The organism is Pseudomonas fluorescens (assembly GCF_040448305.1).
Taxonomy (GTDB): domain Bacteria; phylum Pseudomonadota; class Gammaproteobacteria; order Pseudomonadales; family Pseudomonadaceae; genus Aquipseudomonas; species Aquipseudomonas fluorescens_BH.
The window spans coordinates 4737993-4759952 of record NZ_CP148752.1 but is presented as its reverse complement, the minus strand read 5'-3'; the positions used below and the strand labels follow the sequence as shown (position 1 = coordinate 4759952).

Annotated in this window: 23 protein-coding genes and 2 pseudogenes; 10 read left to right on the top strand and 15 right to left on the bottom strand. The window is 59.8% G+C overall.

Annotation, left to right across the window (positions count from 1 at the left end; translation table 11 throughout):
• Positions 1 to 35: 35 nt before the first annotated feature.
• Positions 36 to 476: a CBS domain-containing protein gene (locus WHX55_RS21610; protein WP_007987990.1), complete on the bottom strand. Its 441-nt coding sequence runs from the start codon at positions 474 to 476 to the stop codon at positions 36 to 38.
• A gap of 142 nt (positions 477 to 618) precedes the next feature.
• Positions 619 to 744, bottom strand: a pseudogene (locus WHX55_RS21605) (DUF4381 domain-containing protein); the annotation flags it as partial.
• 63 nt (positions 745 to 807) lie between these two features.
• Between WHX55_RS21605 and WHX55_RS21600 the strand changes: the two are divergent.
• Positions 808 to 3168 (top strand): DNA polymerase II, encoded by a 2361-nt coding sequence (locus WHX55_RS21600; RefSeq protein ID WP_353741273.1) that lies wholly within the window; start codon positions 808 to 810, stop codon positions 3166 to 3168.
• Here WHX55_RS21600 and WHX55_RS21595 read toward each other — a convergent pair.
• Both WHX55_RS21595 and WHX55_RS21590 read right to left on the bottom strand, forming a co-directional pair.
• Positions 3133 to 3603 (bottom strand): DUF1810 domain-containing protein, encoded by a 471-nt coding sequence (locus tag WHX55_RS21595; protein ID WP_353741272.1) that lies wholly within the window; start codon positions 3601 to 3603, stop codon positions 3133 to 3135. The genes WHX55_RS21600 and WHX55_RS21595 overlap by 36 nt on opposite strands.
• 25 nt (positions 3604 to 3628) lie before the next feature.
• A complete protein-coding gene (locus WHX55_RS21590; protein WP_151215161.1) occupies positions 3629 to 4450 on the bottom strand; it encodes an aldo/keto reductase in 822 nt (273 codons plus the stop codon).
• Positions 4451 to 4731: 281 nt separating this feature from the next.
• On the opposite strand from WHX55_RS21590, the gene WHX55_RS21585 reads away from it, so the two are divergent.
• Together WHX55_RS21585 and WHX55_RS21580 are read left to right on the top strand one after the other, a co-directional pair.
• Positions 4732 to 5481 (top strand): hypothetical protein, encoded by a 750-nt coding sequence (locus WHX55_RS21585; protein WP_150725813.1) that lies wholly within the window; start codon positions 4732 to 4734, stop codon positions 5479 to 5481.
• A gap of 152 nt (positions 5482 to 5633) precedes the next feature.
• Positions 5634 to 6419 (top strand): sulfite exporter TauE/SafE family protein, encoded by a 786-nt coding sequence (locus WHX55_RS21580; protein ID WP_150725814.1) that lies wholly within the window; start codon positions 5634 to 5636, stop codon positions 6417 to 6419.
• Positions 6420 to 6439: 20 nt separating this feature from the next.
• Here the strand turns inward: WHX55_RS21580 and WHX55_RS21575 are convergent, their stop codons facing one another.
• Entirely contained in the window at positions 6440 to 6808 is a 369-nt protein-coding gene (locus tag WHX55_RS21575; protein WP_353741271.1) for a VOC family protein, read from the bottom strand.
• Positions 6809 to 6979: 171 nt separating this feature from the next.
• On the opposite strand from WHX55_RS21575, the gene WHX55_RS21570 reads away from it, so the two are divergent.
• Complete coding sequence (locus WHX55_RS21570) at positions 6980 to 7531, top strand: DUF4174 domain-containing protein (protein ID WP_150725816.1); 552 nt, start codon at positions 6980 to 6982, stop codon at positions 7529 to 7531.
• A gap of 86 nt (positions 7532 to 7617) precedes the next feature.
• Here WHX55_RS21570 and WHX55_RS21565 read toward each other — a convergent pair whose 3' ends face one another.
• The 3 genes from WHX55_RS21565 to ampC form a co-directional block, all read right to left on the bottom strand.
• The gene (locus tag WHX55_RS21565; RefSeq protein ID WP_224789174.1) at positions 7618 to 8454 is read right to left on the bottom strand and encodes an IS3 family transposase; all 837 of its coding nucleotides are present in this window, start codon (positions 8452 to 8454) and stop codon (positions 7618 to 7620) included.
• Entirely contained in the window at positions 8451 to 8756 is a 306-nt protein-coding gene (locus WHX55_RS21560; protein WP_150753137.1) for a transposase, read from the bottom strand. The genes WHX55_RS21565 and WHX55_RS21560 overlap by 4 nt, the downstream gene beginning before the upstream one ends.
• A gap of 214 nt (positions 8757 to 8970) precedes the next feature.
• Positions 8971 to 10128 (bottom strand): class C beta-lactamase, encoded by a 1158-nt coding sequence (gene ampC / locus WHX55_RS21555; protein ID WP_353741270.1) that lies wholly within the window; start codon positions 10126 to 10128, stop codon positions 8971 to 8973.
• A gap of 155 nt (positions 10129 to 10283) precedes the next feature.
• Between ampC and WHX55_RS21550 the strand changes: the two genes are divergently transcribed.
• On the top strand, positions 10284 to 11177 hold the full coding sequence (locus WHX55_RS21550; RefSeq protein WP_150725817.1) for a LysR family transcriptional regulator: 894 nt from the start codon (positions 10284 to 10286) through the stop codon (positions 11175 to 11177).
• Between the two features lie 2 nt (positions 11178 to 11179).
• Here the strand turns inward: WHX55_RS21550 and gudD are convergent, their stop codons facing one another.
• Both gudD and WHX55_RS21540 read right to left on the bottom strand, forming a co-directional pair.
• The gene (gudD, locus tag WHX55_RS21545) at positions 11180 to 12523 is read right to left on the bottom strand and encodes a glucarate dehydratase (RefSeq protein ID WP_353741269.1); all 1344 of its coding nucleotides are present in this window, start codon (positions 12521 to 12523) and stop codon (positions 11180 to 11182) included.
• Between the two features lie 24 nt (positions 12524 to 12547).
• The gene (locus WHX55_RS21540) at positions 12548 to 13894 is read right to left on the bottom strand and encodes an MFS transporter (RefSeq protein ID WP_150725819.1); all 1347 of its coding nucleotides are present in this window, start codon (positions 13892 to 13894) and stop codon (positions 12548 to 12550) included.
• A gap of 279 nt (positions 13895 to 14173) precedes the next feature.
• Here WHX55_RS21540 and WHX55_RS21535 point away from each other — a divergent pair, with 279 nt between their 5' ends.
• The gene (locus WHX55_RS21535) at positions 14174 to 14884 is read left to right on the top strand and encodes a FadR/GntR family transcriptional regulator (protein WP_150725820.1); all 711 of its coding nucleotides are present in this window, start codon (positions 14174 to 14176) and stop codon (positions 14882 to 14884) included.
• 141 nt (positions 14885 to 15025) lie between these two features.
• Here the strand turns inward: WHX55_RS21535 and WHX55_RS21530 are convergent, their stop codons facing one another.
• On the bottom strand, positions 15026 to 15937 hold the full coding sequence (locus WHX55_RS21530; RefSeq protein WP_353741268.1) for an EamA family transporter: 912 nt from the start codon (positions 15935 to 15937) through the stop codon (positions 15026 to 15028).
• 96 nt (positions 15938 to 16033) lie between these two features.
• Here WHX55_RS21530 and WHX55_RS21525 point away from each other — a divergent pair, with 96 nt between their 5' ends.
• The gene (locus WHX55_RS21525) at positions 16034 to 16897 is read left to right on the top strand and encodes a LysR substrate-binding domain-containing protein (RefSeq protein WP_008053002.1); all 864 of its coding nucleotides are present in this window, start codon (positions 16034 to 16036) and stop codon (positions 16895 to 16897) included.
• Between the two features lie 133 nt (positions 16898 to 17030).
• On the opposite strand, the gene yegQ is transcribed toward WHX55_RS21525, so the two are convergent.
• A complete protein-coding gene (gene yegQ, locus WHX55_RS21520) occupies positions 17031 to 18356 on the bottom strand; it encodes a tRNA 5-hydroxyuridine modification protein YegQ (protein ID WP_150753087.1) in 1326 nt (441 codons plus the stop codon).
• A gap of 164 nt (positions 18357 to 18520) precedes the next feature.
• On the opposite strand from yegQ, the gene WHX55_RS21515 reads away from it, so the two are divergent.
• A complete protein-coding gene (locus WHX55_RS21515) occupies positions 18521 to 19582 on the top strand; it encodes an AI-2E family transporter (RefSeq protein WP_150753086.1) in 1062 nt (353 codons plus the stop codon).
• Here WHX55_RS21515 and WHX55_RS21510 read toward each other — a convergent pair.
• The 3 genes from WHX55_RS21510 to WHX55_RS21500 form a co-directional block, all read right to left on the bottom strand.
• Positions 19579 to 19764 (bottom strand): hypothetical protein, encoded by a 186-nt coding sequence (locus tag WHX55_RS21510; protein ID WP_353741267.1) that lies wholly within the window; start codon positions 19762 to 19764, stop codon positions 19579 to 19581. The two genes, WHX55_RS21515 and WHX55_RS21510, sit on opposite strands and share 4 nt — an antisense overlap.
• 115 nt (positions 19765 to 19879) lie before the next feature.
• Positions 19880 to 20074: a hypothetical protein gene (locus WHX55_RS21505; RefSeq protein ID WP_008052996.1), complete on the bottom strand. Its 195-nt coding sequence runs from the start codon at positions 20072 to 20074 to the stop codon at positions 19880 to 19882.
• Between the two features lie 235 nt (positions 20075 to 20309).
• Positions 20310 to 20684, bottom strand: a complete 375-nt coding sequence (locus WHX55_RS21500; RefSeq protein ID WP_150725825.1) for a hypothetical protein — start codon at positions 20682 to 20684, stop codon at positions 20310 to 20312.
• A gap of 246 nt (positions 20685 to 20930) precedes the next feature.
• On the opposite strand from WHX55_RS21500, the gene WHX55_RS21495 reads away from it, so the two are divergent.
• On the top strand, positions 20931 to 21749 hold the full coding sequence (locus WHX55_RS21495; RefSeq protein ID WP_150753084.1) for a shikimate 5-dehydrogenase: 819 nt from the start codon (positions 20931 to 20933) through the stop codon (positions 21747 to 21749).
• A gap of 9 nt (positions 21750 to 21758) precedes the next feature.
• Positions 21759 to 21887: pseudogene (locus WHX55_RS21490) on the top strand (cupin); the annotation flags it as partial.
• Positions 21888 to 21960 lie beyond the last annotated feature (73 nt).

The window sequence follows — 21960 nt, the reverse complement described above, 5'->3', positions numbered from 1 at the left end:
CTCGCTCCCACAGGAGGAAAGCAAGGTGTCCGGATTTATTCCCCGCGAATGTACTGTTCCAGCTGCTTGATCAGTTCCGCCTGTTCGGCAATCGCTTCCTTGACCAGGTCGCCGATCGACAGCAGGCCGATCAATTTGCCGCCTTCGACCACCGGCAAGTGACGCAGGCGTCTATCGGACATGATGCCCAGGCAGGTCTCCACGGTTTGATGGGTGTCGACGGTAATCACCGGCGATACCATGATGTCGCGCACCGGCGTGCCCACCGAAGAGCGGCCGTGCAGCACCAGTTTGCGCGCATAGTCCCGTTCGCTGATGATGCCCAGCACTTCATCATTCTCCACCACCAGCAAGGCGCCGACGTTTTTCTCGGCCATCTTCATCAGTGCTTCGAGCACCATGTGATCGGGTTTGATCTGGTGCACTTCCTGGTTTTTCTGATCTTTGAGCTTGAGCAGTTGGGCGACGGTTTTCATGGTGGTTACTCGGGTGTTGTCGTTGTTCTTGAAGAATCGTAGACGCGAGCGTTCAGGGCAAGGGCGAATGCGGCAGATAACACGCAAAAAACGTCATTTGGCGGTTTTTCTTCGGCAAACCCCTCATTTCGGGCCAGCACCTTACCTGTGGGAGCGAGCCTGCTCGCGAAAGCGGTTCAACATTCAACGATGATGTTGGCTGTAAGTCTGCCTTCGCGAGCAGGCTCGCTCCCACAGGGGCGGTGTCTGCCTGATAGGCCTGCGGCAAGCGCGCTATCGCGACTGATGACGGGTAGAATCACCCTCTGAATCAGTTTCGAGGTTTGCAGTGGTGGATCTACAGCAGGGCTTCGTCCTGACCCGGCATTGGCGCGACACCCCGGCCGGTACGGAAGTCGAATTCTGGCTGGCGACCGACAGCGGTCCCCGGCGTATCCGCTTGCCTCATCAACCGTCGGTGGCGTTCATCCCTGCTGCGCAGCGTCAGCCCGCCGAACGTGTTTTGCATGACGAGAAGAACGTCGAGCTCAGGCCCCTGGCCCTGCAGGATTTCGAACATCGCCCGGTCCTCGGTCTTTACTGCCAGCAACATGGCCAGTTGATGCGTCTGGAAACCGCGCTGCGCCGGGCCAGTGTCGAGGTGTTCGAAGCCGACGTGCGCCCGCCGGAACGCTACATGATGGAACGCTTCATCACCGCACCGGTGCGTTTCAGTGGCACGCCGAATGCCGAGGGCCTGCTGCTCGACGCGCAGATGAAACCCGATCCGGACTACCGGCCGAGCTTGAAACTGGTGTCCCTGGACATCGAGACCACGGCCCAGGGCGAGTTGTATTCCATCGCCCTGGAAGGCTGCGGCGAGCGTCAGGTGTACATGCTCGGACCGCCCAATGGCGACGCCAGCCAGGTGGACTTCCAGCTCGAATACTGCGATTCGCGGACCCTGCTGCTGAAAAAACTCAACGACTGGTTTGCCCGGTTCGACCCCGACGCGATCATCGGCTGGAACGTCGTGCAGTTCGACTTGCGGGTGCTGCACGAACACGCCCGGCGCCTGGCGGTACCGTTGAAACTGGGGCGTGGCGGCGAGGAAATGCAGTGGCGTGAACACGGCAGCGGCAACCATTACTTCGCTTCAGCCGCTGGCCGTTTGATCATCGACGGTATCGAGGCCCTGCGTTCGGCAACCTGGAGTTTCCCCTCGTTCAGCCTGGAAAACGTCGCGCAAACCTTGCTCGGCGAGGGCAAGTCCATCGACAACCCGTACCAGCGCATGGACGAAATCAATCGTATGTTCGCCGAGGACAAACCGGCGCTGGCCAAATACAACCTCAAGGACTGCGAACTGGTCACGCGGATTTTCGCCAGGACCGAGCTGCTCACCTTCCTGCTGGAGCGAGCCAGCGTCACCGGTTTGCCAGCCGATCGCATGGGCGGTTCGGTGGCGGCGTTCACGCACCTGTACATGCCGCTGATGCACCGTCAGGGTTTCGTAGCGCCGAACCTCGGTGGCAAGCCACCCGAAGCCAGCCCTGGCGGTTTTGTCATGGATTCGCAACCGGGACTGTACGAATCGGTGCTGGTGCTCGACTACAAAAGCCTCTATCCGTCGATCATCCGCACCTTCCTGATCGATCCGGTGGGGCTGATTGAAGGACTCAAGCACCCGGACGACAGCGAGTCGGTGCCGGGGTTTCGTGGCGCGCGTTTTTCTCGCACCCGGCATTGCCTGCCATCCATCGTCGCCCGGGTGGCCGAAGGCCGGGAAACCGCCAAGCGCGAACACAACGCGCCGCTGTCCCAGGCGCTGAAAATCATCATGAACGCCTTCTACGGCGTACTCGGCTCCAGCGGTTGTCGCTTCTTCGACACGCGCCTGGCGTCATCCATCACCTTGCGCGGGCACGAGATCATGCTGCGCACCCGCCAATTGATCGAGGCCCAGGGGCATGCGGTGATTTACGGCGACACCGACTCGACCTTCGTCTGGCTGCGTCGCGCCCATGGCCAGCAGGAGGCGGCGCAGATCGGCCACGCGCTGGTGGCGCACGTCAATCAGTGGTGGCGCGAGCACGTGCAGCAGGAGTACGGCTTGCAGAGCGTTCTCGAATTGCAGTTCGAAACCCACTACAAGCGCTTTTTGATGCCAACCATTCGCGGCGCCGAAGAAGGCAGTAAAAAGCGCTATGCCGGGCTGGTCACCCGTGACGACGGCAGCGACGAAATGGTCTACAAAGGCCTGGAAACCGTACGCACCGACTGGTCGCTGCTGGCCCGGCAATTCCAGCAGGAGCTGTATTCGCGGATTTTCCTGCGCAAGCCCTACCAGGATTATGTGCGTGACTACGTGCGTAAGACCCTGGCCGGTGAATTCGATGACCGGCTGATCTACCGCAAACGCCTGCGCCGCACCCTCGATGACTATCAGCGCAACGTACCGCCCCATGTGCGCGCGGCGCGCCTGGCCGACGAGTACAACGACCGGCAGGGGCGCCCGCGCCAGTACCAGAACGGCGGCTGGATCAGCTACGTGATCACCGTTGCCGGCCCTGAACCGCTGGAAGTGCGCAGCGCGCCCATCGACTACGACCACTACATTACCCGGCAGCTGCAACCGGTGGCGGACGCGATACTGCCGTTTGTCGACGACGACTTCTCAACCCTGATTGGGGGGCAGCTGGGCCTGTTTTGAGTCCATCAGCGACAAGGTCCAGTCATCCAGGATGCCGTGGAAGTATTGGTTCAGGGCTTGCTGGAAAAGGCTGTCGGCGTCGGTGACCTGGGCAAACAGGGTCATCGAGGAATGAAACTTCAGGTCGTCGGGATGGCCGAAAATCCCGGCCACCGAGCGCTCCCGGATATTCAGCACTTCCTGGGTGCAGGTGCGTAGCCGGGCGCCCAGCAACGGGTGCTCAAGGTAGGCCAGGGCCTCCTCCCGCGAGCGGATGGCAAAGCGGCGCGACATCTCGCTGTCGCCGAGCCCGGCAAACTGCGGAAAAATGAACCACATCCAGTGACTGCGCTTGTGTCCGTTGCTCAGCTCGTTTTGAACCCGGTCGAACACCGGGTCCTGAGCCTCGAGAAAACGTTGCAGATTGAACGGGTCCAGGTGGTCGGTGCTTCTCATGGTGAAGCTCTCTGACTGCGGTGGTTCAGACCATGGCCAGCCGCTGTTTGCGTTGTGGCGCGCGAAACACTTGGTCCAGCGCCTCCAGATCCCCCGCTTCAAGCTGCAATCGGGCAGCTTGGGCATTGAGCCGCACATGCTCGGAGCGGACCGCTTTGGGGATGGCGATCACGTCGTCCTGACGCAGAATCCATGCCAGCGCGACTTGTGCCGGCGTCACGTCGTGTCGGACAGCCACCTGTTTGAGGGTGGTGTTGGCGAGCATTTTTCCACCCTGACCGATCGGGCAGTAAGCCATGACCGGCAGCCGTTGCTGTTGGCTCCAGGGTAACAAGTCAAATTCTATGCCGCGCTGTTCCAGATTGTAGAGTACCTGATTGGTGGCGCAGGCCGGGGCGTCCAGTTCCAGCAAGTCGTCGAGGTCGAAATTGGACACGCCCCAACGACCGATCTTGCCGTCTTCGCGCAGGCGTTCGAAGGCTTCGACGGTTTCGGCCAGTGGATACTGGCCGCGCCAATGCAGCAGATACAGATCGATGTAATCGGTGCCAAGCCTGCGCAGGCTTCGCTCGCACGCCTGGGGAATGCCCTGGCGGCTGGCATTGTGCGGGTACACCTTGCTGACCAGAAAGACGCTGTCACGCTGGCCGGCGATAGCATCGCGGACCACTTCCTCGGCGCCGCCTTCGGCGTACATTTCCGCGGTGTCGATCAGGCTCATGCCCAGTTCGATGCCCAGGCGCAGTGCCGCGACTTCTTCCGTATGCCGTGAACGGTCTTCGCCCATCTGCCAGGTCCCCTGGCCGATGACCGGAACCCTGGCGCCAGCCAGTTCAAGCGTGCGCATGCAAAACCTCCTGTGTGTATTCGGTGAATAGTGTAGGAGCTGCCGCAGGCTGCGATCTTTTGACTTTGATTGTTCAAGATCGAAAGATCGCAGCCTGCGGCAGCTCCTACAGGGAGTGTGTACCGACCTAATGATTTTCTGATCCGTTTTTTCTTTGAGCATTCCCCTGCCAGTGATCGATTGGTGCCGCTCGATACTGCACTTTTTCGAAATGTCCGGCTCTATCCATGGGCAGCCTGCGGCGATCCCCACCGCCGGCCCATGCCCAAGTCCAAGAACCCATGGCTCGAGTTTCACCCGCGATCACCACAAAAATCCGTCGTCATTGCCTGCTGCTGGCAGGTCTGTCGATGTTCTTCGTCACCGGTTGCAGCCAGCAGCAGGGTGGCGACATCATCAACCAGATGCGCGAAGGCAAACCCCAGGAGTTCCTGCAGACCAGCGTCGACCGCATGGCTACCCTGACCATGCGCGACAACCTCGACAGCCTTTACCTGCTGATGAGCAAGCTCTACCTGCGTAACCCCGATGAGCTGAAAAAATCCGGTTTCCTCGATGCCCGTACCGCCGGCAAGCAAGTGCGCATGGCCATTGAGATGCAGGAGCCATTACCGACCTTGGGCGGCAAAAAGGACCTCGCGGCCCTGCGTTTTGCCATGAGCCCGGAGTTTCTCGGCGACCGGGTCGGGGCGTTCATCTATGCCATCGGCAGCATGCTGGTGACCGCCCATGGCAATCGTCTCGAGTTCTACATGACCGATACGATCAATCCGGTTTTCGTCAGCAATGCCGCGCGCAACATCGAGATCGCCACCTGGATCCTCAGCCAGCGACAGAACAAAGAAGGCCAGCCCTTGCTGTTCTCCAACGAAATCTCGGAGGAGGGCAGCAACCTGAGCTTTGCTGTCGAGTTCGGCAAGATCGTCGCCCGGCTGGACCTGCTGACCCAGATGCTCGACGAACGCTACCGGCGCATTGGCCTGAACTATGCGCAGAGCCTGGTGTTCCTGAACTTCCTGCCGGTGCAGTGAATCCAGCACGAAACCCTGTGGGAGCAAGCCCGCTCCCACAGGGTGGCATGACACTTCAGGGCATAAAGATAGATCGCATCGATATAACTGGTTATAAGAAATATCGCTATGCTGCGGGCCAGATTTCCCTTGCGATCTTTGTGGACGTATTCATGGATTTAGTGAACATCGGGTTGGTCGTTGCCGGGCTGGTCGTCGGCTTCATCGTCGGCATGACTGGCGTGGGTGGCGGGTCGCTCATGACGCCGATCCTGCTAGGGTTCGGCATCAACCCGGCGACGGCGGTCGGTACCGATCTGCTGTACGCCGCCATCACCAAATCCAGCGGCGTACTGGTTCACCGCAAGAACAACAACATCGACTGGGCGATTACCGGCTGGCTGACCTTGGGCAGCGTGCCTGCGGTGGTGTTGACGCTGTGGTTCCTCAGCACCCTGCACAGCGCCCCCGAGGCGATGAACGCGATCATCAAGCAGGCCCTGGGTTTTGTGTTGTTTGCCACGGCACTGGCGATCCTGTTCAAGAAGCGCCTGCTCGACTTCGCCCACAAACGTGCGGGCGGCAACTACAACCCCAGCGGATTGCGCCTGAATGTGATGACGGTCATCACCGGGCTGGTCCTTGGCACCATGGTCGCGCTGACGTCCATCGGCGCCGGCGCACTGGGCACCGTGGCACTGTTCATTCTCTATCCGATGCTGCCGACCCGCCGCCTGGTGGGGACTGAAATCGCCCACGCCGTGCCGCTGACCCTGGTCGCGGGCCTTGGCCATGCCAGCATGGGCAACATGGATTGGCATGTCCTGGGTTACTTGCTGGTGGGCTCGTTGCCGGGGATTTACCTGGGCAGCCATCTGACCGGGCGCATCTCCGACGAACTGCTGCGTCCTTGCCTGGCGACCATGCTGTTGTTGATCGGCTACAAACTGGCGTTCTGATTCAAGCCGCCACGCCAGCTTCATTCGCGGGTGAATATTTCCAGCAGATGCCCGTCCGGGTCATCAAAATACACCCGCCGTCCTCCCGCGAAATCATTGACCTCCCTCAGTCGCTGCTTGCCCGGGTCGGCCCACCACGGCTGACCGTTGGCTTGCAGGCGTGCGAAGGCTGCATCGAAATCCTCGTCGCCCAGCAAGAATGCGTAGTGCTGAGACGCTATCGGCGGGTCGTTGTCGTAGAAATCCAGTGACACGCCGTTATCCAGTTTGACGATCAGCATGGGCCCGAAGGGCTGCGGGGCGGGCAGGCCAAGGAGGCTGGCCAGGAAATTCGCCGAAACCTGCTTGTCCCGGCACCAGACGATGGTGTGGTTCAACTGAGTGCTCATGGGCCAGTCCTCGCGACGGATCAGGCGGGTTGTCATGAGTCTTCAGATTAGCCCAGCCTGTTGCGCAATGACCGCCCTGACCTAAGCTTGGGGCAAGGCGAAAAATATTTGCGGTACGTCGATCGCCGCGATGCGCAATCATTAGAGCGTGGATATCAAAAGGAGATGCGCATGCTCATCAGGTCACTGACCCTGGCTACTTTGCTGGCGATTGCCGGCCCCTCGTTCGCCGCCGATGGCGACTCACCGCTGGACATGGACAAGGGCAGGGCCCGGCCACTGATCGTCATCGCTCCGAGCACGGTTGATCCGATCTGGGTCAGCCTGAAAAAGTCCCTGGATGAGCCGGCCAATCGCAAGGGTTTCACCGACCGCAACATGGTGCTCTACACCGTACTCAACCTGATGGGCCAGCGCGACGGCAAAGACCTCGGGCCACAAGACACGGCGGCGCTGATCCGCTCGCTCAAGCTGGGTGCCGGCGCCAAGACCAAGGTGATTCTGGTCGGCAAGGACGGCGAAAAGAAACTTGAACAATCGGACGCCATCAAGCTGGACGAGATTTTCAGCGCTGTCGATCAGTTGCCGGCGGCCGAGAAAGAATTTACCGCGACTGTGGCCGCTCCTGTCGCTGAAGCCGAGCCGGCTGCCAAAGGCGCCAAGCCCGGGAAAAACAGCAAACCGGCGAAACCCGCCAAACCGCCCGAAATGCCGGATGATTGAAACGACACTGAATTCTGGTGGTGAGCAATTAACCTGTGGGAGCGAGCTTGAACTGGTCAAGTAATCCCGGACACCGGTTACGGTGTTTATGCCGCTTTTTGCTCCATGGCTATTGGCGACAGGTAGTTGTTGTAGCTGTGGAGCCTGGTGCGGTTGTAGTACAGGAAGAAACGCACCATATCGGTTTTTGCTTCCTCGATCTTGCTGTAGCCACTACGAGGCACCCATTCTGATTTCAGCGTGCCGAAAAAACGCTCCGTTGGAGCATTGTCCCAGCACTGCCCGCGATGACTCATGCTTTGCAAAATGCCATGACGCTTCAGTTCTTCTTGAAACTTGCGACTGGTGTACTGACAGCCCTGATCTGAATGGAACATCAGTCCAGGAGGACACGCTCGCACCTCTGTCGCCATGCGTAGCGCCTTGCTGACCAAGTTGGCGTCATTGACCAGCGAAAACGCCCAGCCAATGACGCGGCGAGCAAACAAATCGATCACGATGGCCAGATGAACCCAGCGCTCGCCCACCATCAAGCTGGTAACGTCGCCACACCAGACCTGATCAACTGCAGTCGGCTTAAAATTGCGCTTGAGTCGATTGGGCGCGACAAATGCTTCAACGCCTTTGGATCTGAATGGGTGAGGCTGGCGTTGTTTACTGACAATGTTGGCCTCCCTCATTAGCGCCCTGACAAGGCCTCTTCCGATCGCGATGTTTTGGGACTTCAGGTTCTTGCTGATCATTCTGGAACCCATGGCTTCCCGGCTTTCGCTGTGCAGTTCAACCACTTTCAACTTGAGGTCTTCGCGTCTGATCCGCGGTTTGGCTCGCCGCTGAAGCCACTCATAAAAGCTGCTGCGCTTCACATCGAAAACACGACACACAATGGCAGTCGGGAATGACTCTCTTAGTTCCGCAATCATCGAAAACGATCGGGATCCGACATCAAGAGAGCGGTAGCCTTTTTTAAGATCTCGGCTTCCATTTCCATGCGTTTGATCTTGGCCTTTAGTTCCTGGATCTGGCGCTGATCTTCGGTAATCGCCTTGGTGCCTTTGACTGGCTGTCCCTCGCGTTCCTTGCGAACCTGATCGACCCAACGCCGTAAAGCGGTAGGGCCGATATCCAGCGATGCACACACTTCTGGAACCGGGCAGTTATCATCAAGCACCATGCTGGCAGCATGCAGCTTGAACTCGCGGGTATAGACCTTTCTTTCGTTCATGGAACCTCCAAGTTGGCGAAATCATATCGCCCTTAAGAGGTGTCCGGAATTATTAGGCCAGTTCAGCTTGCTCGCGATGGGGGCCTGATATTCAACATTTATATTGATTGTTACGACGCCATCGCGAGCAAGCTCGCTCCCACAGGTTTCGTGTGTTGACTGATCAGTACTAACCTCTAGAGGTCGCCTTTTTCTCTGGGAAAGCAAACAAGGCTTATCGGGTAAGGGCACTTAAAACCTGATGAGCGATCTTCACCCGCTGCGCATTCGGATAGTTCTTGTTGGCCAGTATCACAATGCCGATGTCCTTCGCTGGCACGTACGCCACGTAAGCACCAAAACCACCGGTTGAACCGGTCTTGTTGATCAGCACGTTCTGCGGCTGTGCTTGTGGCGGGTTCAGCCATTGGACCTTGTGCGCCTCCATGGCCATTGGCGTGGAGTTGCCCTCCAGCAAGCGATCCAGTGCGATCGGGTATCGATACATCTCCCAACCCAGGCCCTGAGTCATATCGCCAACGGTGTAGTAACCGCTATGAGTCAAGGCGATGGCTTGCTGCAATGGCTTCTCCAGAGACGCAGGTTTCATGTTGGCGTCGACATAGCCCAGCAAGTCTGCGGCGCTGGTTTTCACCCCGTACGCCTCGGAATCCAGCGCACCTGGCCCCACCCGCACCGGTTTGCCGTCCTTGTTGTAGCCCTGGGCGTACAGCGCCATCTGATCCTGCGGTACGTGCACATAGGTGTGCTTGAGGCCCAGTTTCGGCAGCAGGGTTTTCTCCATCAGCTCATCAAACGGCTGGCCCATGCTTTGGGCGGCAAGATAACCGAACAGGCCGAGGCTGGGGTTCGAATACAGTCGGTGGCTGCCGGGGGCGTAGAGCGGTTTCCATTGTTTGTAGTAGCCGAGCATCTTGTCGGCCGAATCAGATTCAGCAGGGAATTGCAGCGGCAAGCCACCGGCGCTGTAAGTGCCCAGTTGCAGCACGCTGATGTGGTCGAACGCACTGCCGCGCAAGGCCGGCAGGACATGACTGGCCTTGTCCGACAGCGACAGCTTGCCCGTGGCCTGGGCGTAGGCGGCGAGGGTGGCGGTGAAGGTTTTACTGACGGAGCCGATTTCGAACAGGGTGTCTTGCGTAACGGGGCTGTCGGTTTCTTTTGAAGCCACGCCATAGTTGAAGTATTGCTGCTTGCCGTTGACGCTGATCGCTACGACCATGCCAGGAATCCCTTGAGCTTGCATGACGGGGCGGACGGCGTCGTTGACCATCGCTTCGATGTGATCCTGCGCAACAGCCTGACCGGTCGCGAGCATCGCCACGCAGGCCGCTAGAATCTTCAATTTGCCGAGTCTGGTTGTATCCGTCATGGGGTTCGTTCCATTCGATTGTGGGGTGTCCAGCGTTACACTCGCAGCAGTTCACCGATGGCCCTGCTGTCGGGGGAGCCAAATCTAGACAGACTATTGAATATCGACAAACGACCATATTTCGGACGAGCCATTAGAAAAACTATGGAGTCAGCATGATTCGACCGCATCTGCCGTTGAACGCATTACGTGCATTTGAAGCATCGGCACGGCACCTGAGTTTCACCCGGGCGGCGGTGGAACTGTGCGTGACCCAGGCGGCGGTAAGTCATCAGGTGAAAAGCCTTGAGGCTCAGGTTGGCGTCACGTTGTTCAAGCGATTGCCACGTGGGCTGATGCTGACCAGCGAGGGCGAAAACCTGTTGCCGGTGTTACGCGAATGTTTCGACCGTATCGCCGACACCCTTGAACGCCTGCAGGGCGGGCATCAGCGTGAAGTGTTGACGGTGGGGGCCGTGGGTACGTTTGCAGTGGGTTGGCTGCTGCCGCGACTGGCGGATTTCCGGGCGCGTTATCCCTTTATTGATCTGCGTTTGTCGACCAACAACAACCGGGTGGACGTGGCTGCCGAAGGGCTGGATTACGCCATCCGTTTTGGCGCGGGGGCGTGGCACGGGATTGAGGCGCTGCGCTTGATCGACGCGCCACTGTCGGTGCTCTGTGCACCGGAAATTGCCCGACAACTCCATGCGCCGGGCGATCTGTTGCAGCAGACATTATTGCGCTCGTACCGCGCGGATGAGTGGTCGCAATGGTTCCGGGCGGCGGGGCTTGCGGCCCCGGTGACGCCGCCGCACAGCATCGTTTTCGATTCGTCGCTGGCAATGATGGAGGCGGCCCTTCAAGGCGTCGGCGTGGCGCTGGCGCCGCCGTTGATGTTTGCCCGGCAACTGGCCGAACAAAAGATCCGTCAGCCGTTTACTGTAGGCATCACCACCGGCAGCTATTGGTTGACCCGCTTGCAATCACGCCAGGAAACCGCGGCAATGAGTGCATTTCGCAGTTGGTTGGTCGACGCCGCGCAAAGTCAGACTTTGCGCGACATTTGATTTCAACGCACCAGGCACGGCCGCTTGTTATCGAACTTCCAGCCGGGAATCAAAAACTGCATCGCCACGCTGTCATCCCGGACCCCCAGGCCCATGCCTTTGTAGAGTTCATGAGCTTTGGCGACCTGATCCATGTCCAGCTCAACCCCCAGCCCCGGTTTCTGTGGCACCTGCACGCAGCCATCGACGATTTGCAGTGGGGCCTTGGTCAGGCGCTGGCCGTCCTGCCAGATCCAGTGGGTGTCGATGGCGGTGATCTCGCCCGGCGCGGCTGCCGCGACATGGGTGAACATTGCCAGGGAAATGTCGAAGTGGTTGTTGGAGTGCGAACCCCAGGTCAGACCCCACTCGTGGCACATCTGCGCCACGCGCACCGAGCCCTGCATGGTCCAGAAGTGCGGGTCGGCCAGGGGAATGTCGACCGACTGCAACTGGATCGCGTGGCCCATCTCCCGCCAGTCGGTGGCGATCATGTTGGTCGCGGTCTTCAGGCCCGTGGCCCGGCGGAACTCGGCCATGACTTCACGTCCCGAGTAACCGTTTTCCGCTCCGCACGGGTCTTCGGCATAGGCCAGCACGTGGTGCTGATCGCGGCACAGGCGGATGGCTTCTTTCAATGACCAGGCGCCATTCGGGTCGAGGGTGATGCGCGCATCGGGGAAGCGTTCGGCGAGGGCCGTGACCGCTTCGATTTCGGCGTCGCCGCTGAGCACGCCGCCCTTGAGCTTGAAGTCCTTGAAGCCATAACGCCCGTGGGCCGCCTCGGCCAGGCGCACCACCGCGTCGGCGCTCATGGCTTTCTCGTGTCGCACGCGGAACCAGTCGTTGTCGGCGTCCGGTTCGCTGCGGTAGGCGAGGTCGGTTTCGTTGCGATCCCCGACGTAAAACAGATAGCCAAGCATCTTCACTTCATCGCGCTGCTGGCCTTCGCCGAGCAGGGCGGCCACCGGCACATCCAGGTGCTGGCCGAGCAAGTCGAGCAATGCGGCTTCCAGGCCGGTGACGGCGTGAATGGTGATGCGCAGGTCGAAGGTCTGCAAACCGCGGCCACCGGCATCGCGGTCGGCGAAGGTCTGGCGCACCTGATTGAGGATTTTTTGATAAGTGCCAATCGGGCTGCCGACCACCAGGCTGCGTGCGTCTTCGAGGGTCTGGCGGATGCGCTCGCCCCCCGGCACTTCGCCGACGCCGGTGTGGCCGGCGTTGTCCTTCAGGATCACGATGTTGCGGGTGAAAAACGGGCCGTGGGCGCCGCTCAGGTTGAGCAGCATGCCATCGTGGCCGGCGACCGGAACCACTTGCATGCTGGTGATGACCGGGGCTTTTGTGGTGTCTTGTGCGTTCATTTTCCAATCCTTAAAAAGCAGATGTCAGGCGTGGTTGGGTGCAGGTTTGCCCGGCGCCACGGCAGGTGCGGATTTCGGTGTGTTGCGGGCGGCAAACACGATGATGGCGGCGATGATCGAGGTCGCGGCCAGGCCGTACAGTCCGCCCTGGATGGAGCCGGTGCGTTCTTCCAGCAGGCCGAAAGTGGTCGGCGCAACGAAACCGCCGAGGTTGCCCACCGAGTTGATCAGCGCGATGACGCCAGCCGCGATTCGCGCATCCAGGTAGGCCTGGGGAATCGGCCAGAACAGCGACGAGGCCGATTTGAAGCCCAGTGCGGCAAAGCAGATCGCGACGAAGGCGAAGATCGGTCCGCCAGTGGTGGACATGAACATCCCGGCCGCGGCGATCAGCAGGGCGGTGGCGACCCAGGCTTGCTGGTGTTTCCATTTGCCCGACAGGGACGCGAAGGCATACATGCCGACAATCGACAGCAACCACGGAATCGAGTTGAACAGCCCGACCTGGACATCGCTCAGGTCGCCCATCTTCTTGATGATGCTCGGCAGCCAGAAGGTCGCGGCGTAGATGGTCAACTGGATAAAGAAGTAGATCAGGCAGAACAGGATGATCTGGCGATCCTTGAGCAACTTGCCCAGCGACGGCTTGATCGGCGTGGCGGCCTCCCGGGCCAGTTGTTCGTCGTCGATGGCCTTGACCAGTGCATCCTGCTCTTCGCGGGTCAGCCATTTGGCGTCGTGGGGCCTGGAGTCCAGCCAGAACCAGACGAACACGCACAAACCCACCGAAAACATGCCCTCGATGAAGTACATCCACTGCCAGCCATGCATGCCCAGGCCGCTGATTTGCAGGAGTAGCCCGGACAGCGGGCCGGAGATCAGCGAGGCAATCGCCGAGCCGCTGAGGAAAATCGCAATCGCCTTGCCGCGCTCCACACCCGGCAACCAGCGGGTGAAGTAGTAGATCACCCCGGGAAAGAACCCGGCTTCGGCCACGCCCAGCAGGAATCGCAGGATGTAGAAGTGGGTTTCGTTCTGGATGAACGCCATGCCCGCGGCGACCAGGCCCCAGGTCAGCATGATCCGGGTCAGCCAGATGCGTGCGCCGACTTTCTGCAGAAGGATGTTGGAGGGCACCTCGAACAGTGCATAACCGATGAAGAACAGGCCGGCACCCAGGCCGTAGGCGGCCGCGCCAATACCCAGGTCGTGTTCCATGTGGGCGCGGACGAAACCGATGTTCACGCGATCAATGTAATTGACGATGAACATGATGACGAACAGCGGCAAGACGTGACGTTTGACTTTGGCGATGGCGGACTTCAGCGCTGAATTGGCGTCGTCGTGCATCCCGGAGATGGATGTATTCACTGCGTTTTCTCCCACTCGTTATTTTTATGCGGGGTGAAGCTGAGTGTTGCGTTGTTGATAGACATCATACAACTAGATTTTTTGATCTTGCAACCACGTTTATTCAATGAAGTGGCGTATTTGCAGCTGTTTTTATTCTATTTGTGGTAAGTGGTGGCCTTTGAAAAGAATCAATATGGGCTGAATGTTGAGTGTTGTCATACAAGCTAAGCGAGATATTTCAGGATTCCCGCCCGGCGCGGTGCTACGATTCGATAGCCCTGATTTCCGGACACCCCCATGCAAGAAGACCTCGAAGTACCCGCCCGCAAGCGCAGCCACAACCTGGCCCATGACCTGGTGGAGAAACTGACCCAGCGCATCCTGCTCGGCCAGATGTTGCCCGGTGACAAGCTGCCGTCGGAAAACACCATCGTTCAGGAACACGGGGTCAGTCGCACTGTGGTGCGTGAGGCGATCTCGAAGCTGCAGGCCTCGGGGCTGGTGGAGACCCGGCACGGCATTGGCACGTTCGTGATCGAGCGCGCACCGGAGCAGGGGCTGCGGCTGAATGTCGATACCGCGTTGGGGGTGCGCAGCATTCTGGAGTTGCGCATGGGCCTGGAAACCCAGGCGGCGGCGCTGGCGGCAACTCGCCGCACCGAACTGCAACTGGCACAGATGCGTGAAGCGCTGGACGACTATCAAAGCCTGCTGGCCAACAACGACAGCTGTGTCGAAGCGGACCGGCGTTTTCATCTGCTGATCGCCGAAGCCACCGGCAACGTATGCTTCACCGAAATCATGCAGCACCTGGGCAGTGCCATGATCCCGCGTACCCGGGTCAATGCCGCCGAACGTGGTGCGGTGGACTTGAGCAAGCTCGGTCAGTTGGCCAACCTGGAGCACGAGGCAATTCTCAACGCCATCAAGCGCCAGGACCCGGACGCGGCGCGGGCGGCCATGTGGTTGCACCTGACCAACAGTCGCGACCGGTTTTCGGCTAGCTGAGGTTGGCTGTTTTTCAGTGGCACCGCGTCATCGTTCTTCGCGAGCAGGCTCGCTCCCACATCGATTGTGTGAGCACAGCAACTCCCCTGTGGGAGCGAGCCTGCTCGCGATAGCGGCAGACCTGACAGCGAAAAACCTGAATCAGACCCTGACAGCTTGAACAGCTACAGCCCGCCGCTCCAGATTCAATGCCAGCACACTCACCAACACCACCAGCCCGCCGACCACGATCATCAACGTCGGCCGCTCGCCAAGCGCATAAGACGCAATGACCATCGCCGTCGGCGGCGTCAGATACAGCGTCATCGTCGCCCGGCTCAAATCGACATGCGCCAGCACATAGGCCCAGGCCAGGTACGCCAGGGCACTGGGGAATATCCCCAGGGCAATCACCGCAAACTGTACGCGCATCGGTGCCAGGGCGACTTGGTCCAGCAGGCCGGGCAAATAGATCAACAACAGTACCGTCCCGGACCACACCGTGTAACACACCAGCGTCAGCCCGTCGTAACGCCCGGTGTGATGCTTTTGCAGGGCAAAGTAGAGACTCCAGGACACCGCCGCCAGCAGGATCAGCAGGCCGTGGGCGTCAATGCTGCCCAGTCCATGATCGCCGGCCACCACAATCACCACGCCCAACAACCCGAGCAGCACACAACCCCAGCGCCACAGGCTCACCTGATCCTTGAACACGAAGCGTGCAATCAATGTGCTGAACAGCGGCGTGGTCTGAGCCAACACGCTCGAAGCACCTGCGCTGACACTCTGCTGTCCGAAGTTGATCGCCACGTGGTGCAGGCTTACCGCGAAGAAGCCCAGGCCGAACATCAGCGGTAAATCTCGCAGGTTCGGCAGGCGAATGCCCTTGAACATTGCGACCGCGGCCATGAACACAGAGGCCAGCAGGAAGCGCAGGAGCGCCAGATGCACGGGGTCGTAGGCCTGCAGGCCGATATGGATGCCAGTCGGGGAGTAGCCCCAGCACGCCACGACAAACGCCATGGCCAGAATGATTTTCCAGGGTGAAACGGGGGAGGGTGTGAGCGGCTTCATGGTCGTGCACCTGTGAGCGGATGCACCGAGTATCAGAAAGCGGATCGTTCGCCACAACTGACTTATACTGCGCTAATTGTTCACTGTGGGTGATGTATGGAGCTGGCACAGATTCGCATGTTCAAGACCGTGGCCGATGTCGGCAGCATCGCCCGCGCGGCCGAGCTGTTGCATTGCGTACCGTCGAACATCACGGCCCGGATCAAGGCTCTTGAGGCCGAACTGGGTGTCGCGCTGTTTCTGCGTGAGGGGCGAGGGCTGCGCATCAGCCCGTCGGGGCAAACCTTCCTGGCCTACGCTTCGAAAATTCTTGCCCTCACTGCCGAGGCCAAGCGTGCGGTCGACCCTTCGGCCGAGCCCTCGGGGCCGTTGCGCATCGGGGCCATCGAGTCGTCGGCCACCGGGCGATTGCCGCGCCTGCTGGCGAAATTCCACAAGCGTTTCCCGCAGGTGGCGCTGGAGCTGACCACCGGCTCCTGGGGACAGTTGCTCGACGACACACTCAACCACAAGCTCGACGGCGCCATCGTGGCGGTGGATGTCGAGCGTTCGCACCTCAAGCGCACGCCGATGTACCGCGAAGAGCTGCTGCTGATCGCCTCGACCTCCCTCGGGCCGCTGCGGGACGTCAGCGATTTGCAGGACCAGACCGTGTTCATGTGGCCCCAGGGCTGTCCATACCGGGCGGCGCTGGAGCATTGGCTGTTGCGACAGGGCCAGGCGCTGCCGATTGTCAGCCTGGCCAGTTATGGCGCGATTGTCGGTTGCGTCAGCGCCGGGGCCGGCGTGGCGCTGGTGCCCAAAGGTGTGTTCGATCAATACGCCAAAGGCGCGGGGTGCGCGGGGTTTGAATTCCCCGAACTGACCGCCGTCGACAATCTGTTTTACTGGCACGAAAACGCCGGGGTGCACCCGGCGCGTGAGGCGTTTGTGGCGATGCTTCGCGAAGAATTTGCCTGACGCAGTACTTGTGGGAGAACCTGTGGGAGCGAGCCTGCTCGCGATGACGGAGTGTCAGTCGCTAACCATATTGACTGATACGCCGCTATCGCGAGCAGGCTCGCTCCCACAGGGTTAGGTGTGTATTTGAAGTTCAGTTCACACCCACATCCCGCATCAACAACCCAAACTCCAAATCCACCGCATCCGGTATCGGCAAATACACCGTATGCCCATCCCCCGGCGCAACCTCGATCGCTTCACCCTTGGCGTTTTGCAACTGATGCAGATCGAAGTGGAAGTTGCCCTTGGGTGTCATCAGCTCCATGTGATCGCCCAGGCCGAAGCGGTTCTTCACCTTGACCTCGGCCAGGCGATCCCTGCGCTGCCCGGTCAACTCACCGACAAACTGCTGGCGCTCCGACACCGAGCTGCCGTTCTGGTAGTTCTGGTATTCGTCATGCACATGGCGGCGCAGGAAACCTTCGGTGTAGCCGCGCTGGGCGAGGGATTCCAGGTCGGTCATCAGGCCGCGGTCGAAGGCCCGGCCCGCCACCGCGTCGTCGATGGCCCGGCGATAAACCTGGGTGGTGCGCGCGCAATAAAAGTGCGATTTGGTCCGGCCTTCGATTTTCAGCGAGTGCACGCCCATGTGCGTCAGGCGTTCGACGTGCTGCACGGCGCGCAGGTCCTTGGCGTTCATGATGTAAGTGCCGTGTTCGTCTTCGAAGGCCGGCATCTGTTCGCCGGGACGATTGGCTTCCTGCAACAGGAACACCTGTCCGGTGGGCGCGCCGATACCCAGGGTGGGTTCCGGTTGATACTGTTGCACGATCTCGCCGAGCTGGTTTTCCGTGGCCGGTTGCGCTGAATACTTCCAGCGACAGGCATTGGTGCAACTGCCCTGATTGGCGTCACGCTTGTTCATGTAGCCCGACAGCAGGCAGCGCCCGGAATAGGCCATGCACAACGCGCCGTGCACGAACACTTCCAGTTCCATGGCGGGTACTTGCTCGCGGATCTCGGCGATTTCCTCCAGGGACAGCTCCCGGGACAGGATGATCCGGCTCAAGCCTTGCTGCTGCCAGAACTCGACGCTCGCCCAGTTCACCGTATTGGCCTGCACCGAAAGGTGGACCGGCATCTGCGGGTAATGCCGGCGCACCAGCATGATCAGGCCGGGGTCGGACATGATCAGCGCATCCGGGGCCATGGCGATCACCGGTTCAAGGTCCTTGAGGAAGGTCTTGAGCTTGGCGTTGTGCGGCGCGATGTTCACCACCACATAGAAGCGCTTGCCCTGAGCCTGGGCCTCGCGAATGCCGAGGGCCAGGTTGGCGTGGTCGAATTCGTTGTTGCGCACCCGCAGGCTGTAGCGCGGCTGGCCGGCGTACACGGCATCGGCGCCGTAGGCGAAGGCGTAACGCATGTTTTTCAGGGTGCCGGCGGGGGCGAGCAGTTCTGGCGCGGTGAGGTTCATGGCGGTGTCGGTCGCAAAAGCCGCACAGGGTAAATGCCCTGTGCCAAGGGTTTATTGACCTGGATCTATGCCTTATCAACAAACCGATGGCACTCGCGCGACCCGTGGCTGACTAAACATCAAGGCGAAAGTTTTTCGTCCTCACTGGCTGGCACGGATCGGACATGAACGAAACGACCCTGCAAGACAAAACGCTGACGGTTTTGCTGGTGCTGGTGAGCGCTGCCTTCATCTGGATCCTGCTGCCGTTTTACGGCGCGGTGTTCTGGGCGGTAATCCTCGGCATCGTCTTTGCGCCACTGCAGAGCCGACTGCAACTGAAGTTCGGCTGGCAACGCAACCTCACGTCGCTGTGCACATTGAGCATTTGCCTGGTGATCGCGATTCTGCCGGTGATCATCATCAGCGCCTTGCTGGTTCAGGAGGGGGCGGCACTCTACAAAAGTGTCGAGAGCGGCGAACTCGACATTGCCGGGTATGTGTCGCAGTTCAAGCACAGCCTGCCGCCGTATTTCCAGTATCTGCTGGATCGCTTCGGCATGGGCGAGTTGAGCGGGCTGCGAGACAAAATCGTCAAGAGCGCAATGACCGGCGGGCAGGTGCTGGCCTCTCATGCGTTCAGTTTCGGCCAGGGCACGTTCGAGTTCATCGTCAGTATCTTCATCATGCTGTACCTGCTGTTCTTCTTCCTGCGCGACGGTGCGGAACTGGCGCGCAAGGTACGCCAGGCGGTGCCGTTGCAGGAACAGCAGAAACGCCGTTTGCAGCTCAAGTTCAATCTTGTGGTGCGGGCCACGGTGAAAGGCAACCTGCTGGTGGCGATCACCCAAGGCGCGCTGGGCGGTCTGATTTTCTGGTTTCTGGACATCCACAACGTGTTGCTCTGGGCGGTGTTGATGGCGTTTCTGTCGCTGCTGCCGGTGGTGGGGACGGGAATAGTCTGGGTGCCGGTGGCGGTGTTTTTCCTGTTCACCGGGGCGATCTGGAAGGGCGTGGTGCTGGTATTGTTCGGGGTCTTGGTGATCGGGCTGGTGGACAATCTGCTCCGGCCATTGCTGGTGGGCAAGGACACCAGGATGCCGGACTACATGATCCTGATCTCGACCCTCGGCGGACTGGCGATTTTCGGGCTGAACGGCTTTGTCATCGGCCCGTTGATCGCGGCCCTGTTCATGTCGAGCTGGGCCATTTTCATTGAAACCAAACCGCGGGTGCAGCTGCCTTAGGCGTTGAGCCTGCCGGACTGGCCGATGCGTTGCGACAGCTCCTTTGCTGCGGGCAGCGAAGTGAGCGGGCCGCTGATCTGCACCCCGTCCTGCACCAGATACCAGCAGGCGAGCATGCCCAGCTCTCTGAGCGGTGCGGGGACGGCGCTGCCGATAACGGACATGATCTGAACCTTGGACATGACAAGTACCTCCATCAATCTGTGGAGTTACTTTAAGGTCCGGGTGCCTTGAGGGGTAATCAACGCTTTCGATAGTGGTCATTGATGCCAGAGGGGGCAAACGACCGTTGGTCGGTCAGCTGACCACCTGGTCGAGCATATGAACCACTTCCTGCTCGTTGAGCAGGCCCTTGCGCACCAGGCTTTGTGTCAGCAGCGAGAGAAACTTGGCGCTGCGATGACCTTCCAGGTGCTTGAGTTCGGTCAGTGCGTTGTACACCTTGCTGGAGGTGCACAGACCGACGATGCGGTGCGGGTTTTGCGTTGGCATGTGGTCGTCCTTGTTGTTATCAACTGTTATCGACGGACAGCACTTAGCTTGCGGAACTGTCATGACAAAAATATGACCGTTTTTTTTCCGCAGGGCAGAAATCGGGTCGAGTCCATCTTGCCCATTTCTGCCGCGGGCACTGTCCCGATAGCGACCTTGGCGAGATTTATCCAGACCTGCATCGACAAACGGGCATAAAAAAGCCCCTCTGTTTCAGCGGGGCTGGATGAGTTCGTTACCAGCGGCCGTGGCGAGGGCCGTAGTAGCCGCGTGGCGGGCCGTAGTAACCACGGGGTGGACCGTAGTAACCACGGGGTGGGCCGTAGTAAACCGGGGCCGGGCGGTAGTAGATCGGTTGTTGCACGTAGACCGGGGCCGGCTGGTAGTAAACCGGAGGCGGTGGTGCGTAATAAACCGGCGCGGGCTGGTAGTAGACCGGTTGCGGCGCAACATAAACCGGGCGGTTGGCGTTGATCAGAGCCGAGCCGACGATGGCAGTACCGACGATCGCTCCAAATACCGCCGCGTCATTACCACCACCGGCTTGCGCCTGTCCTGCGATAGCGAGGGCGCCGATCAGCAAGGCTACTGTGGGGACTTTACGGATCATGATAGTTCCTCGGTTCTTCAGCCCGGCGCTTGTGTCTGCAATAGACCCAAGGATTGTCGCGGGGATACTTCTAAGACAGCGTTTTTCTGAAAAACAGCACGGCCGCGAGGTAAATTTTGTGTAAGGTCTGTACCGACTTTCTTACCGACCCGTGTAAGCCCGCGTTAACACACTTATATGATCGATCAGAACCCGATGGAGGGCTAATCCCGTCCATCCGAAAAGTGCATTTGAAGGAGCTTTCCCATGCAGATGAACCCCAACAAAGACACCCAGTTGTGCATGTCCCTTTCAGGACGCCCCGGGAACTTTGGTCTGCGTTTTCACAATCATCTGTATGAACAGCTGGGCCTGAACTTTTACTACAAGGCCTTTGCCAGCCAGGACCTGACGGGTGCCGTTGCCGGTATTCGCGCCCTGCGGATTCGTGGTTGTGGCGTGTCGATGCCGTTCAAGGAAGCCTGCATTGCCCTGGTGGATGAGCTCGACGCGTCTGCCGCCGCCATTCAATCGATCAACACCATCGTCAACACCGACGGACATCTCAAGGCCTACAACACCGATTACATCGCCGTTGCCCAGCTGCTGGAAAAACACCAGGTGCCCAAGGACTCGACCTTTGCCTTGCGCGGCAGCGGCGGCATGGCCAAGGCCGTGGCGAGTGCCTTGCGCGATGGCGGCTATGAAAACGGCCTGATCGTAGCCCGCAATGAGCGCGCCGGGCAGGCGCTGGCGCAGTCGTTGGGGTACGAGTGGCAGGCAGAGTTGGGGAGTCGTCGCCCGCAAATGCTGGTCAACGTCACCCCGATCGGCATGACGGGAGGACCGGAGGCCGATCAACTGGCCTTTGAACCGGACGTGATCGAAAAAGCGGACACTGTCTTCGATGTTGTGGCGATTCCCTCGGAAACACCGCTGATCGTGCGTGCTCGTGCCGAAGGCAAGCGGGTCATCACCGGGCTGGAAGTGATTGCGATCCAGGCACTGGAGCAATTTGTGCTCTATACCGGTGTACGGCCGACAGACGAGCAATTCCAGAAGGCAGTGGCGTTTGCCCGCAGCTAGGAGGTGTCCATGCATCCCCCCATTCTCAATCTGAATTCAGTCGAACTTGAACCGCTGCCCGAAGCGTTTGCGCCGAGCGGTGAAACCGCCGGGCGCTATCAACAGCGCCTGGCCCGTGTGGGTCAGCAACTGGGGGCGGTAACCAATGCCAGGTCAGTCCACGACCCATTTTGGGAAATGATGTGACTGAGAGTCCGCCATCGCGAGCAAG

Coding starts and splice junctions, on each gene's coding strand:
- WHX55_RS21525 (WP_008053002.1), top strand. CDS start 16,034: ATGGAGCTGGCACAGATTCGCATGTTCAAGACCGTGGCCGATGTCGGC.
- WHX55_RS21510 (WP_353741267.1), bottom strand. CDS start 19,764: ATGTCCAAGGTTCAGATCATGTCCGTTATCGGCAGCGCCGTCCCCGCA.
- WHX55_RS21535 (WP_150725820.1), top strand. CDS start 14,174: ATGCAAGAAGACCTCGAAGTACCCGCCCGCAAGCGCAGCCACAACCTG.
- WHX55_RS21550 (WP_150725817.1), top strand. CDS start 10,284: ATGATTCGACCGCATCTGCCGTTGAACGCATTACGTGCATTTGAAGCA.
- WHX55_RS21590 (WP_151215161.1), bottom strand. CDS start 4,450: ATGCGCACGCTTGAACTGGCTGGCGCCAGGGTTCCGGTCATCGGCCAG.
- WHX55_RS21495 (WP_150753084.1), top strand. CDS start 20,931: ATGCAGATGAACCCCAACAAAGACACCCAGTTGTGCATGTCCCTTTCA.
- WHX55_RS21565 (WP_224789174.1), bottom strand. CDS start 8,454: ATGATTGCGGAACTAAGAGAGTCATTCCCGACTGCCATTGTGTGTCGT.
- yegQ (WP_150753087.1), bottom strand. CDS start 18,356: ATGAACCTCACCGCGCCAGAACTGCTCGCCCCCGCCGGCACCCTGAAA.
- WHX55_RS21570 (WP_150725816.1), top strand. CDS start 6,980: ATGCTCATCAGGTCACTGACCCTGGCTACTTTGCTGGCGATTGCCGGC.
- WHX55_RS21530 (WP_353741268.1), bottom strand. CDS start 15,937: ATGAAGCCGCTCACACCCTCCCCCGTTTCACCCTGGAAAATCATTCTG.
- ampC (WP_353741270.1), bottom strand. CDS start 10,128: ATGACGGATACAACCAGACTCGGCAAATTGAAGATTCTAGCGGCCTGC.
- WHX55_RS21595 (WP_353741272.1), bottom strand. CDS start 3,603: ATGAGAAGCACCGACCACCTGGACCCGTTCAATCTGCAACGTTTTCTC.
- gudD (WP_353741269.1), bottom strand. CDS start 12,523: ATGAACGCACAAGACACCACAAAAGCCCCGGTCATCACCAGCATGCAA.
- WHX55_RS21505 (WP_008052996.1), bottom strand. CDS start 20,074: ATGCCAACGCAAAACCCGCACCGCATCGTCGGTCTGTGCACCTCCAGC.
- WHX55_RS21560 (WP_150753137.1), bottom strand. CDS start 8,756: ATGAACGAAAGAAAGGTCTATACCCGCGAGTTCAAGCTGCATGCTGCC.
- WHX55_RS21610 (WP_007987990.1), bottom strand. CDS start 476: ATGAAAACCGTCGCCCAACTGCTCAAGCTCAAAGATCAGAAAAACCAG.
- WHX55_RS21500 (WP_150725825.1), bottom strand. CDS start 20,684: ATGATCCGTAAAGTCCCCACAGTAGCCTTGCTGATCGGCGCCCTCGCT.
- WHX55_RS21585 (WP_150725813.1), top strand. CDS start 4,732: ATGGCTCGAGTTTCACCCGCGATCACCACAAAAATCCGTCGTCATTGC.
- WHX55_RS21575 (WP_353741271.1), bottom strand. CDS start 6,808: ATGAGCACTCAGTTGAACCACACCATCGTCTGGTGCCGGGACAAGCAG.
- WHX55_RS21515 (WP_150753086.1), top strand. CDS start 18,521: ATGAACGAAACGACCCTGCAAGACAAAACGCTGACGGTTTTGCTGGTG.
- WHX55_RS21580 (WP_150725814.1), top strand. CDS start 5,634: ATGGATTTAGTGAACATCGGGTTGGTCGTTGCCGGGCTGGTCGTCGGC.